This is a genomic window from Rhodococcus sp. NPDC059234 (genome assembly GCF_042754225.1).
In the GTDB taxonomy this organism is placed as follows: Bacteria; Actinomycetota; Actinomycetes; order Mycobacteriales; family Mycobacteriaceae; genus Rhodococcus_G.
The window spans coordinates 1-12,297 of the sequence record NZ_JBHZAH010000135.1; the positions used below are offsets into that span (position 1 = coordinate 1).

The 12,297-nt window shown below is 70.6% G+C and carries 9 protein-coding genes, 1 pseudogene and 1 riboswitch; of the genes and pseudogenes, 7 read left to right on the top strand and 3 right to left on the bottom strand.

Going from position 1 to position 12,297, the window contains the following annotated elements; translation table 11 throughout:
• Together ACFXGJ_RS21430 and ACFXGJ_RS21435 are read right to left on the bottom strand one after the other, a co-directional pair.
• Positions 1-592: pseudogene (locus tag ACFXGJ_RS21430) on the bottom strand (hypothetical protein); the annotation flags it as partial.
• Between the two features lie 23 nt (positions 593-615).
• The gene (locus ACFXGJ_RS21435; protein ID WP_378624467.1) at positions 616-1,377 is read right to left on the bottom strand and encodes a crotonase/enoyl-CoA hydratase family protein; all 762 of its coding nucleotides are present in this window, start codon (positions 1,375-1,377) and stop codon (positions 616-618) included.
• A gap of 115 nt (positions 1,378-1,492) precedes the next feature.
• On the opposite strand from ACFXGJ_RS21435, the gene ACFXGJ_RS21440 reads away from it, so the two are divergent.
• Complete coding sequence (locus tag ACFXGJ_RS21440) at positions 1,493-2,308, top strand: FAD:protein FMN transferase (RefSeq protein ID WP_378624470.1); 816 nt, start codon at positions 1,493-1,495, stop codon at positions 2,306-2,308.
• A 6-nt stretch (positions 2,309-2,314) separates the two neighbouring features.
• Here ACFXGJ_RS21440 and pgi read toward each other — a convergent pair whose 3' ends face one another.
• Complete coding sequence (pgi, locus tag ACFXGJ_RS21445) at positions 2,315-3,964, bottom strand: glucose-6-phosphate isomerase (RefSeq protein ID WP_378624473.1); 1,650 nt, start codon at positions 3,962-3,964, stop codon at positions 2,315-2,317.
• A gap of 150 nt (positions 3,965-4,114) precedes the next feature.
• Positions 4,115-4,307, top strand: a riboswitch (cobalamin riboswitch).
• A gap of 148 nt (positions 4,308-4,455) precedes the next feature.
• On the opposite strand from pgi, the gene metE reads away from it, so the two are divergent.
• The 6 genes from metE (at position 4,456) to ACFXGJ_RS21475 (ending at position 12,273) form a co-directional block, all read left to right on the top strand.
• Positions 4,456-6,741, top strand: a complete 2,286-nt coding sequence (gene metE / locus ACFXGJ_RS21450; RefSeq protein ID WP_378624477.1) for a 5-methyltetrahydropteroyltriglutamate--homocysteine S-methyltransferase — start codon at positions 4,456-4,458, stop codon at positions 6,739-6,741.
• A 275-nt stretch (positions 6,742-7,016) separates the two neighbouring features.
• On the top strand, positions 7,017-8,387 hold the full coding sequence (locus ACFXGJ_RS21455; RefSeq protein WP_378624479.1) for a flavin monoamine oxidase family protein: 1,371 nt from the start codon (positions 7,017-7,019) through the stop codon (positions 8,385-8,387).
• Positions 8,388-8,464: 77 nt separating this feature from the next.
• On the top strand, positions 8,465-8,989 hold the full coding sequence (locus ACFXGJ_RS21460) for a hypothetical protein (RefSeq protein WP_378624482.1): 525 nt from the start codon (positions 8,465-8,467) through the stop codon (positions 8,987-8,989).
• A 283-nt stretch (positions 8,990-9,272) separates the two neighbouring features.
• Positions 9,273-10,739 (top strand): PepSY-associated TM helix domain-containing protein, encoded by a 1,467-nt coding sequence (locus ACFXGJ_RS21465; RefSeq protein ID WP_378624485.1) that lies wholly within the window; start codon positions 9,273-9,275, stop codon positions 10,737-10,739.
• Between the two features lie 88 nt (positions 10,740-10,827).
• On the top strand, positions 10,828-11,496 hold the full coding sequence (locus ACFXGJ_RS21470) for an MspA family porin (RefSeq protein WP_378624487.1): 669 nt from the start codon (positions 10,828-10,830) through the stop codon (positions 11,494-11,496).
• 99 nt (positions 11,497-11,595) lie between these two features.
• Entirely contained in the window at positions 11,596-12,273 is a 678-nt protein-coding gene (locus tag ACFXGJ_RS21475; protein ID WP_378624490.1) for an MspA family porin, read from the top strand.
• The last annotated feature ends 24 nt before the right edge of the window (positions 12,274-12,297 follow it).

Here is a 12,297-nt window from a genome sequence, read left to right on the forward strand (position 1 = left end):
CGGGGTGAATTGCGCGCACGGGCGACAGCGTCGCGATCCGGGAGGGGTGGCGCACCAGCCCCGCCACCGCGCGCACGGTCCGCGCGCCCACCGAGCCGTACATCCGGACCGCGTCGGCCAGGTCCGCCCGTGCCGGGTGCGCCGGCGCCGGGGGTGGGGCAGTCGCGGACCCGGACATCGCGTCGGCCAGCACCCGGGCCAGACCGCGGGCATCGGCGAGCACGTGTGAACACACCAGCGAGATCACCGTGCCGTCCCCCTCGATTCGGGCGGCGGCCAGCCGCCACCCCGCACCGGCCTCGGGATCGACCGGGTAGCCGGCCACCCGGTCCGCCCATGCGACCACGGCGTCGGCGGCGATCGCGCCGGTCGGGTAGTCCAGCGGCCACGGCGTGGCGCCGGGCCGCCAACGCGGCCGGGCACCCGGAATCCGAGGACGAATCACGGTGCGGCCCAAGGATCCCGCGGCGAGAAGCCGATACACCCGTGCGAGGGTGTCGGCCTCCACGCGCTCGGCGGTGCGCCACAGGCCCTGCATGACCACCGGCGTCCCGAAGCCGTGGTGGGTGCGCAGGAACATCTCGTCGACCACCGAGAGGCGGTCCGGCCGGGTGTTCAGCCGAAGCTCCCGTGCCTGCCCTCGCCTGCCTCGAAGCGGGCTGCGCCCGCGAGGGCGTCGGACTGCACGGACAGCAGGCCGTGCTCGAACTCCCGGCGCAGCGCGTCCTGCTCGTCCAGGCCCTCCTGCTCGAGCAGCGAGAGCCGGTCCTGGCGCAGGCACGTCTGGGGGAAGGCGGCCAGCTGCAGCGCCAGTGCCTCGGCCTCCGCGCGTGCCGCACCGGTCGGCACCACGCGGTTGACCAGGCCCATCGCCAGCGCCTCCGCGGCGTCCACCGGCCGGCCCGTGAGTACCAGGTCCATCGCCCTGCTGCTGCCGATCAGCCGCGGCAGGCGGACCGTGCCGCCGTCGATCAGGGGCACCCCCCACCGACGGCAGAACACACCCAGCACCGCGTCCTCCTCGGCGACGCGCAGATCGCACCACACGGCCAGTTCGAGGCCGCCGGCCACCGCGTGCCCGGAGATCGCGGCGATCACCGGCTTGGACAGTCGCATCCGGGTGGGCCCCATCGGGCCGTCACCGTCCGGGTCGAGCCGGTTCGAGCGGTCGGTGCCGAGCCCCTTGAGGTCGGCTCCGGCGCAGAAGGTGCCGCCCTCGCCCCAGAGCACCGCGATCGCGGCATCGGGGTCCGCATCGAAGGCGGTGAAGGCCTCGGCGAGGGCCGCGGCGGTCGGGCCGTCCACGGCGTTGCGGACTTCGGGCCGGTGGAGAACGACGGTGGTCACGGGCCCGTTTCGTTCGGTGCGCACGCTCATGCGGCTGACGCTACCCCGAGGAAAATCGCTCAGGCCACCCACAGGATGGGGGCGCATACTGGAAGTTCAACACCAGCTGATCCGCATCAGCGCCCGATTTCCGTGGAGCACGATCATGGTCCCGAGCACGCAATGGAGCACCTGGGGGAGTGAGGTCGAGGTGCGCGTCACCGAATGGGCGGCGCTCACCGCTGCGGCGGAGATGGTGTCGGCCACCCTGTCTGACGTGCAGTCCGCGTGCGACCTCACGCGCGGGGACGCCGAGATCCACGCGGTCAATCTGGCACAGGGCACGCCGATCAGGGTCAGCCCGCGCCTGACCGAGCTGATCCGGTCGGCGCTGTGGGCGGCCAGGATGACCGCGGGCGCGGTGTCGCCGCTGTCGCTGGAGGCCGGCCTGGTCCCGACCTCCCACCCCACGCCGGAGTTCACGGACGTGCGACTGGACGGGGACACCGTGTTCGCGCCGTTCGGGGTGTTTCTCGACATCACCGGGACCGCCAAGGCGGGCACCGCGCACCGGGTGGCCCGGGTCGCCGCCGACAACCTCGAATGCGGCGTGATGGTCCGCGTCGACGACATCGTCGCGACCTCCGGGCACTGCCCGATCGGAGGCTGGCAGGTCGGGCTCGGCGGGTACCCGTACGGGGGCGGGGAACAGGTGGAGGTGGTGTCCGGCCGGACGATGGCATCGGCCCGCGCCACCGCGCCGACCGGGGACGCGGCGGACGGTGGGGTCGACACGGTGACCGTGATCGCCGAGGACGGACTGTGGGCCTACGCCGCCGCGACGGCCGCGCTCGCTCGCGGCGTCGCCGCGCTGCGGTGGCTCACCGAGAACGACCTGGCGGCCCGGGTCGCCTATCGCCGTGGGAGCGTGCGCACGACCGACGCGTGGCTGAATCTGTGCCCCCACGGGCACGTCGCGTGAGCGGTCTCAGACCGCCCGGCCGCGCCGGCTCCGGTACCAGCGCACCAGCGTGTCGGTCGACGAATCATCCTGTCGGGCAGGTGCTCTGGCATCGGTGAGCACCGGTTCGAGTTCGAGGGCCTGCACCTTGCCGAGTTCGACGCCCCACTGGTCGAAGGAGTCGATGCCGAACACCACGCCCTCGACGAAGACCTGATGCTCGTAGAGTGCGATCAGCTGGCCGAGCACCGACGGGGTGATCTTCGGCGCGAGGATGGTCGTCGACGGCCGGTTTCCGGGCATCACCTTGTGCGGCACCAGTTCCGGCTCGGTGCCCTCGGCCGCGATCTCCTCGGCGGTCTTGCCGAAGGCCAGCACCTTGGTCTGCGCGAACAGGTTGCTCATGAGGATGTCGTGCATGCTGCCGGTGCCGTCGACGGTCGGCAGGTCGTCGGTGGGCTCGGCGAATCCGATGAAGTCGGCCGGCGCCAGTCGGGTGCCCTGGTGCAGCAGTTGGTAGAAGGCGTGTTGGCCGTTGGTGCCGGGCTCGCCCCAGAAGATCTCGCCGGTCGGTGAGCTCACCGGGGATCCGTCGCATCGCACCGACTTGCCGTTCGACTCCATGGTCAGCTGCTGCAGGTACGCCGCGAACCGGCCGAGGTCGTTCGAATAGGGCAGCACCGCACGCGAATCCGCGTCGAAGAAGCTCGAGTACCAGACGCCGATCAGGCCGAGCAGGGCGGGCGCGTTGCGTTCGAGCGGCGTCTCGGCGAAGTGCCGGTCGATGGTGTGGAAACCGGCGAGGAACTCCGCGAACGCCTCCTTGCCGATCACCGCCATCACCGACAGTCCGATCGCGGAGTCCACCGAGTACCGCCCGCCGACCCAGTCCCAGAAGCCGAACATGTTGTCGGTGTCGATCCCGAAGTCGGCCACCCGCTGCGCGTGGGTGGACACGGCGACGAAGTGCTTGGCGACGGCGTCCTCGCCCAGCGCGGCGGTGAGCCAGCGCCGCGCTGCGGTCGCGTTGGTGAGTGTTTCGAGGGTCGAGAACGTCTTCGACGCGACGACGAAGAGGGTGGTCGCCGGGTCGAGCCCGGCCAGCTTGCTCACCAGGTCGGCCGGGTCGATGTTGGAGACGAACCGCGCCGCGATGCCGGCGTCTGCGTAGTGCCGCAGCGCCCGGTACGCCATCACCGGGCCGAGGTCGGATCCACCGATCCCGATGTTGACTACGGTGGCGATCCGTTCGCCGGTCGCTCCCCGCCAGTCGCCGGACCGGAGGCGGTCGGTGAACGCTCCCATCCGGGCGAGTACCTCGTGCACGTCGGCGACGACGTTCTGGCCGTCCACGGTCAGCGTGGCGTCCGCCGGCAGGCGCAACGCGGTGTGGAGCACGGCGCGGTCCTCGGAGGAGTTGATGTGCTCGCCCCGCATCATCGCGTCGCGGCGCTCCTCCACCCCCGCGGTGCGGGCCAGTTCGACCAGCAGTCGCAGCGTCTCGCGGTCGACCCGGTGCTTGCTGTAGTCGATGTACAGGTCACCCGCGGTGACGGTGAGTTCTCGTCCACGCTCCGGGTCTTCGGCGAAGAATTCACGAAGGTGCCGGTCGGCGACCTGATCGTGGTGCGCGCGCAACTTCTGCCAGGCCGATGTCGCGGAGATGTCGAGACTCATGCACTCGACATTAGTGGTCACGGATCGGGTGCGGGGGTCTACTTCCAGCCCTCGAGAACGCTGAATCGAACCAGGAAGCGTAACGGCTAGTCTGGTGGATGCAGTTGGTTCGCCGCGCCTGCCCGTGAGGAGTCCCGAAGGTCGGGCGCGGCGTCGAAGCTTCTCGGCGTGTCCGAGGGGCGAAGAGGGAACCCGGTGAGAATCCGGGACTGTCCCGCAGCGGTATGCAGGAACGACCGCCGTCATCAGCACTGGGCACCAGCCTGGGAAGCGACGGCCAGTAGGTCGGGTGAGAACCCGGTGCCCGTGAGTCCGAAGACCTGCCGCCTGCGCCGGGTACGCCGTGCCCGGCGGTTTGCCGCCTCGTGGACTGGGCGTGTGGGCCTGAGCGTGGCAGTGCGTGGCGTCCCTCGTGCGGGGGACCCGGGGCCTCGTCAGGTGTACCCGTCCTCCGGTGGCAGCCACACCTACGCACGCCATGGAGCACTTTCGTGACCACTGCAACACCTGATCCGCAGGCCATCCGATTCTCGTCGACGGTGCTGGGTTCGCCCCGCATCGGCCCGCGCCGCGAACTCAAACGTGCCGTCGAGGACTACTGGGCCGGGCGGGTCGACCGGGCCGGCCTCGAGGCGGTCGCGCGCGAGTTGCGCGCCCGGACCTGGGCGGAACTCCGCGACGCCGGTCTGGACTCGATCCCGGTCAACACCTTCTCGTTCTACGACCACGTCCTCGACACCGCGGTGATGCTCGGCGCGTTGCCGTCGCGGGTGCGCGACGCCGGTGACGAGCTCGAGCGGTACTTCGCCGCAGCCCGCGGAACCGGTGAGGTGCTACCGCTGGAGATGACCAAGTGGTTCGACACCAACTACCACTACCTCGTGCCGGAGATCGGACCCGACGTCGACTTCGCCCTCGACCCGTCGAAGGTGGTGGGCGAGCTGGAAGAGGCTCTCGCACTAGGGATCGCAGCGCGTCCGGTGGTTCTCGGCCCGATCACCTTCCTGCTGCTGTCCAAGCCTGTCGACGGGGCGGGTGTTCTGCTCGACCGCGTCGACGAGCTGGTCCCGCTCTATGCGGACCTGCTGCGCCGACTCGCCGAAACGGGCGCGACGTGGGTGCAGCTCGACGAGCCGGCGCTGGTCGCGGATCGGACGCCGGACGAGATCGAGATCGCGCGTCGGGTCTACGAGCAGTTGTCGGCGCTGTCCGGGCGCCCGGCGATCCTGGTCGCGTCGTACTTCGGCGATCTCGGCCCTGCGCTGCCGGCGCTGGCGAGCACCGGCATCGAGGCGCTCGCGGTGGATCTGGTGGCGGGATCGGCCGCCGACCTGCTGGCCGCCGCCCCAGCGCTGGCGGACAAGCTGGTGGTCGCCGGCGTGGTGGACGGACGCAACGTCTGGCGCGCCGACCTCGAGCGCGCGCTCGCCACGCTCGAGTCCCTGAACGGCGCCGCGGGCGCGGTGGCCGTGTCCACCTCCTGCTCGTTGTTGCATGTGCCGTACGACCTCGCGCCCGAGGAACGGCTGGACCCGGCGTTGCGGTCCTGGCTGGCGTTCGGGGCGGAGAAGGTCGGGGAGGTGGTCGCGCTGTCGGTGGCACTCACCGCGGGCCGGGCGCTCGTCGCCGACGCACTGGCGGCCTCGGCGTCGGCGGCCGCGGGCCGGCGGTGCGATCCGCGGCTGCACAACCGAGGCGTGCGGGACAGGCTCGCGGCGGTCGCCGCAGATCGCGGGCCCGCCGCGACCCGCCGTGGACTCCAGGAACAGCGACTCGAGCTGCCGCTGTTGCCGACCACGACCATCGGGTCGTACCCGCAGACCTCCCGGATCCGAGTTGCGCGTGCCGCACTGCGCTCCGGTGCGATCGATCACGAGGAGTACGTCGCGCGGATGCGCGCAGAGATCGCGGATGTGGTTGTCCTGCAGGAGAAGCTCGGTTTGGACGTGCTGGTGCACGGCGAGCCGGAACGCAACGACATGGTCCAGTACTTCGCCGAACAGCTCGACGGGTTCGCGGCGACCGAGTTCGGCTGGGTGCAGTCCTACGGTTCGCGGTGCGTGCGCCCGCCGATCCTGTTCGGCGACGTCTCCCGGCCCCGGCCGATGACGGTGGACTGGACCGTCTACGCGCAGTCCCTGACGGACAAGCCCGTCAAGGGAATGTTGACAGGGCCGGTGACGATCCTGGCGTGGTCGTTCGTCCGCGACGACATTCCGCTGGCCGAGACCGCCCGTCAGGTCGGGCTCGCGATCCGGGACGAGGCTGTCGACCTGGAGGCCGCCGGGGCGGCGATCGTGCAGATCGACGAGCCTGCGCTGCGGGAGCTGCTGCCCCTGCGCGCCGCCGACCAGCGTGTCTATCTCGACTGGTCGGTCGCGGCGTTCCGCCTCGCCAGTTCCGGCGTCGCGGATTCCACGCAGGTGCACACCCACCTGTGCTACTCCGAATTCGGCGAGATCATCGACGCGATCGTCGGCCTGGACGCCGACGTCACGTCGATCGAGGCAGCGCGCTCACACATGGAGGTTCTCGACGACCTCGACGCCGTCGGTTTCGACCTCGGCATCGGTCCCGGCGTCTACGACATCCACTCTCCGCGGGTGCCCGCGATCGAGGAGATCGCCGAGTCCCTGCGCGAGGCGCTGAAGGCCGTTCCGGCGCAGCGGCTCTGGGTGAACCCGGACTGCGGCCTCAAGACCCGTGGCATCGCCGAGGTCGAGTCCTCGCTGCGCAACCTCGTTGCGGCGGCGGAAGTGGTGCGGTCCGAACTGTAGTGGCGGCCGGCGCATCCGCCCTCGGCCGGTGTCGAGGGTGGATGCGTCGTACGGCGGCCGGGGATTGCGTCGCGGTTCACGTGAAACATCCAGCCACAGAGTCGGATCGGTGCTGTCGCGGCTCTGGCGCGGACGGGCCCTTGACCCGGCCGGCCGTCGCGGGTACGCATGAATGCGAGGCGTTTGTCGACCCCGCCGCCCGGCAGGTTCTGCGCATGCGACGAAGTCCGGTGGTGGAGTTCGCGCGTGGGCTCGTCGGACTCGGGGTGACTCTCATGGCTGATGTCGACGTCGACTACTGCGTCGTGGGCGCGGGTTTCGCGGGCCTGACCGCGGCGCTGCGGCTCACCCAGTCGGGCCATTCGGTGGCGCTGCTCGAGGCTCGTGACCGCCTCGGCGGGCGCACCTTCACGGAGGTGCGCGACGACGGGTCGTGGATCGACCGCGGCGGCGCCTGGATCGGCCCCGGCCAGGACCGGATCTACGCGTTGATGGACGAGTTCGGCGTGCCGAGCTACAAGCAGTACACCGACGGCGAGGCCATGATGGTCGTCGGCGGCAAGCAGTACCGCTACGAGGGAACCATCCCGCTCACGATGAGCCCGTGGGCCGCGGCGAACCTCGGCGCGGTGTTCCTCGAGCTCGGGTCGATGTGCAAGACGATCCCCCTCGACGCGCCCTGGCAGGCGAAGAAGGCCGCCGACTGGGACAAGATCAGCCTCGCCAAGTGGCTCGACGACAACGTCCTGTCCACTCCGGCGCACGAGCTGCTCGAGACGGCGATCGCCGGCTGCTACACCTCCGCCGCGTCCGAGGTGTCCATGCTGTTCGTCCTCTACCAGATGGCATCCGGGGGCGGGCCCAGCTTCGTCCTCGGGGTCAAGGACGCGGCGGAGGACGCGCGGCCGGTGGGGGGAATGGGCGCGGTCTATCGCCCGATGGCGGCCGAGATCGGCGACTCGGTGTACCTGTCGCAGCCGGTGCGCCGCATCGACCAGGACGCGGGTGGGGTGAGCATCCGATCCGAGAACATGTCGGTTCGTGCCCGGCGCGTGATCGTCGCGGTGCCCCTCGCGATCGCGAGCCAGATCCGGTACGAGCCGATGCTGCCCGTCGACCGATCCTTCCTGCATCAGCGGATGCCGAGTGGGGCGATCTTCAAGATCGCGGCCGTGTACGACGAACCGTTCTGGCGCGCCGACGGGCTGTCCGGCCAGTCCGCGGCGCCGGGCTCCGCGGCCACCATCACGATCGACGCCGGCACGAACGCGGCCACGCCGGGAGTCATGTGCGTCATCGTCGAGGGGCCGATCGCCCGGGACCTGGGACGGCTCGGCGAGGCCGAGCGCCGCAGGTCCGTGCTCGGTGAGCTCGCCGCGCGATTCGGCCACAGGGCCGCGTCCCCAGTCGACTACGTCGAGCAGAACTGGAGCGCCGAACGGTATTCCGGCGGCGCCATGCTCAGTCACGCACCGACCGGGGTGCTGACGGAGTTCGGCCACGCACTCCGCGAGCCCTGCGGGCGCATCCACTGGGCCGGCACCGAGAGTTCACCGGTGATGTGCGGTTGGGTCGACGGGGCCGTCCGCTCCGGTGAACGAGCCGCGCGTGAGGTGACCGAGCACGACGGTCTGTTCCCGGCCTGAGCACCTTCCGACAGTTTTCTGTGTGAACGCTCCGTCCGGGTACTAACGGTCGTAGTAGAACCTTGTAGTCTCTGCCCGTGAGCACACGGCAGGCGGCGACCGCGCGGATGCGCGGCGGCTTCGTGGGCTCCCTCTCCGCCGCCGTGAGTGTCGCGGCACACGCGATGGGCGGCGGAACCGCCCCCACCGAGAGTTCCGTGGTGCTGCTGGTGTTGGGGTGTGCCGCTGTCGGCGCCGTCGTTTCCTCGGCCCGCGCCACCCGCACCGTGCCGGCCCTCGCCGGGGCGCTGACCCTCGGCCAGGTCGTCGGCCACACCGCGCTGGCCCTCGGGGCCGTCCACCAACACGGACTACAGCTCAGCCCCGGCATGGTCGTCATGCACGCCATCGCCGTGGTGGTCTCGGCAGGGCTCATCCGGGCCGGCGAACGCGGCCTCGAGTCGGCCGTCTCCGCGCTGCACCGGATCCTTCCGGTGCTGTTCGCCGCGATCCCGGTTGCCGCGCCGATCGTCGTCGGTGTGCCCGCCTACCGCCCGAGGCTCGCTCGGTGGCTGCTGGTCGGTGCCAGGGTCGGCACCCGCGGGCCACCGCTCGCCGCTTAGTCGACGCGATCACACACCAACCCGCGGAACGGGATTCGTCCCGCCGCGGGAACTGTGTCGCGCACTGCTCACATCGCCACCGCAGGCCGGGCCTGGCCCTGCCGCGGTCGATGCACCCTGCCTTTCGCCGACAGCCCGACGCACTCGACCGTGCGCTCGGTGGCGTCGGATCTTCCCAGCCGTCGCGCGCGTGGCGGTGCCGCCTGCTCCGGATCTCGTGGGATCCGGAGTGGCTCTGCGGTGTCCGTATGCGGCCGACGGCCGAACGAATCGAGAATCGAACATGTCTGCACCCGAAATCGACCGGGGACTCGAGTCCTCGCTCGGTGACACCTCTCCGCCGCCGAAACAACCCCCCGGCTCCCCGCGAAGTGTGCGGCCGCTGATGATGCGGCTGCACTTCTACGCCGGCATCCTGGTGGCGCCGTTCATCCTGATCGCCGCCGTCAGCGGCGGCCTCTACGCGCTCGCGCCCTCGCTCGAGCAGGTCGTCTACCGCGACTACCTGCACGTCGACTCGACTGGACCGGCCGTGCCCGTCGCGGACCAGATCCGCGCGGCCCAGCTGGTCCGCCCCGACCTGACCGTCTCCGCCGTGCGGCCGGCCGCCGAGCCCGGCGACACCACCCGCGTGCTCTTCACCGACCCCGGTCTCGGGGAATCGGAGCGGCGAGCCGTCTTCGTCGACCCGGCCACTGCCAGCCCGGTCGGGGAGCTCACCGTCTACGGCAGCAGCAGCGCGCTGCCGCTGCGGACCTGGATCTCGCAGTTGCACCGGCACCTTCACCTCGGCGAGCCGGGCCGGATCTACAGCGAACTCGCGGCCTCCTGGATGTGGGTGGTCGCGCTCGGTGGCGTCTACCTCTGGTGGGACCGCTACCGGAAGGCCCGGCGACGCAACGGCTCCGACGCGCGCCTTCTCACCGTCGACCGTTCGACCTCCGGTCGTGCACGCACCCTGAGCTGGCACGGTGTGGTCGGGATCTGGATCGCGGTCGCACTGGTGTTCCTCTCCGCGACGGGCCTGACCTGGTCCAAGTACGCGGGGGAAAACGTCACCGCACTGCGCACCTCGCTCAACTGGACGACCCCGCAGATCCACAAGTCCCTCGGCGCCTCGACCGCGGGCGCGGGAGCAGCCGGTGGGCACGAGGGGCACGGTGCGGCGGTCGCGACCGGGGGCGATCTCCTCGGCACGAACGTCGGCCGGATCGACTCGGTGCTGGCGACGGCGCGGCGCAGCGGTGTCGACGGCGCCGTCGAGGCGTCGATTCCGTCGAGCCCCACGACCGCGTTCACGGTCGCACAGACGCGTCAGCCCTGGGTGTTCGCGACCGATTCCGTCGCCGTCGACGGGGCAACGGGTCAGGTCACCGACGTGCTGCGGTTCGCCCAGTGGCCGCTGGCGGCGAAGCTCACGTCCTGGGGAATCCAGCTGCACATGGGCCTGCAGTTCGGGTTGATCAACCAGATCGCGCTGGCCGCGCTCGCCGTCGCCCTGGTGACGGTCATCGTGCACGGCTACCTCATGTGGTGGCGACGCCGGCCCACCCGCGGGTCCGCCTGGGCGGTCGGCAGGCCGCCGCTGCGCGGGGCCCTGCGGCAGGTACACCCGGCCCTGGCCGTCGGCTCCGTCGCGGCCGCGATCGTCGTGGGCTGGTTCGTGCCCCTGCTCGGGATCAGCCTGGTCGCGTTCCTGGTGATCGACGCCGCCGTCGGGCTGCGTGCCCGGGCCCGCAGTCGTGCGTAGCTTCCGGCCGCAAGCCGCATCGCCCGAGCTCTCTCCGACATCAACTCCATCCAGGGCCGGTGCTCGGCCCAACCTCGAGAAGGAACCAATGAACACCGACAAGAACCCCCTTCGTCGTAGTGCCCGAATCGTCGGCGGCGCAGCCGTTGCCGCCGTCGCGATCGGCCTCGTGTCGACCGGCCTCGCGAGCGCCGACACCTTCGTGCCGCTGCCGGACGGATCCAAGTCCACGCCTGGTGTCGTCGTCTCGCGGACCGGCGAGAGCGCCCTGATCTCGCCCTCACTGGCCGCCAACGGCGCTGGCCGCACCGCGTGGGTGTCGGGCACCGTCACCGCCGACGTCTCGTCGATCACGAAGGAGGGCGAGGCGGGTCCGTGGAACGGCGCGAAGAACGATCCGGGCACGAACAACTCGTCCACGCACGGGGTTTCGCGGATCAGCACCGGCTACATCGTCGGCTGCCAGGTCGACATCACCGGCCTCGGTGGTTCGTTCGGTGGCGGCATCGATCTGAACGGTCCGTCGCTGTCGGGGTCGCTGACGGTTCCGGTGTCGGCGGGTCAGGTGAAGTTCGTGAACGTGGCGGGCAAGGACATCAAGAAGAACGGCAAGTACGCGGTGCAGTTCCAGGACACCCAGCTCGAGATCCAGAACTGCGGCGGTTACGCCCAGGCGCGGTCCTACACGGTGGTGGAGATCGTCGGCGACAACTACTCCAAGACCACCCTGTACGGCCAGCCCTTCTCCATCGGCTGATCGCGGCTCCGCCGCCCGTGCGCGATCTTCACCCCACCGGGTGCCGATCGCGCACAGTTCCCAGTCGATCCCGAAACCTGAACCTTTGAAAGGGAATTCATGAACGCCAGCAAGACCGGCCTGCGTCGCGGGCTGCAGATCGCTTCCGTCGGTGCGGCCGCCGCCGTCGCCGTCGGCTTCTTCTCCGTCGGTGCCGCGAACGCCGACACCCTCGTCCCGCTGCCGGACGGCTCCATCACCCAGACCCTGGTCGACGGCACCGTCGTGAAGATCACCCGCATGGGCGAGTCGGCCAACGTGTCGGGCTCGATGGGCGCGACGCCGTTGCACCGCAACGTGTGGGTCTCCGGTTCGGCGAAGGTCGAGCTGATCGGTCCGAACGCCGACGGCGGCCGAATCGAGCCGGGCTACGTGGTGGGCTGCCAGCTGACCCTCGGCGGCAAGGCCGGTGCGGAGTCGGGTATCGGTTCGAATTACGCCGGTGACAAGACGACTCAGTCGGCCAAGGGGTCCGGTTCGGTGAGCATCGGACCGGGCCAGGCCGTGAACTACCGACTGCTCGACCTGGAGAAGGCCGACGACTTCGGCGGCGAGTCGCACTCGGGCGCCAACGGCTTCAAGGGCAATGGCGGCAGCGTCACGTGGGCCGACTCGACCATTGGTGTGAGCGGTTGCGCTGGGTACGCGCAGGCCCGCAACTACGTCAAGGTCACCGCGAACACCAAGAACGTGAGCAGCACTGTCACGCTCTGGGGTCAGCCGTTCAGCATCGGCTGACGTGAGCAGGCGGGCGGCCTCGCC

Bases quoted from the DNA above. Each gene is read 5' to 3' on its own strand.
- ACFXGJ_RS21435 (WP_378624467.1), bottom strand. From the start codon at position 1,377: ATGAGCGTGCGCACCGAACGAAACGGGCCCGTGACCACCGTCGTTCTC.
- ACFXGJ_RS21440 (WP_378624470.1), top strand. From the start codon at position 1,493: ATGGTCCCGAGCACGCAATGGAGCACCTGGGGGAGTGAGGTCGAGGTG.
- pgi (WP_378624473.1), bottom strand. From the start codon at position 3,964: ATGAGTCTCGACATCTCCGCGACATCGGCCTGGCAGAAGTTGCGCGCG.
- ACFXGJ_RS21455 (WP_378624479.1), top strand. From the start codon at position 7,017: ATGGCTGATGTCGACGTCGACTACTGCGTCGTGGGCGCGGGTTTCGCG.
- ACFXGJ_RS21465 (WP_378624485.1), top strand. From the start codon at position 9,273: ATGTCTGCACCCGAAATCGACCGGGGACTCGAGTCCTCGCTCGGTGAC.
- ACFXGJ_RS21470 (WP_378624487.1), top strand. From the start codon at position 10,828: ATGAACACCGACAAGAACCCCCTTCGTCGTAGTGCCCGAATCGTCGGC.
- ACFXGJ_RS21475 (WP_378624490.1), top strand. From the start codon at position 11,596: ATGAACGCCAGCAAGACCGGCCTGCGTCGCGGGCTGCAGATCGCTTCC.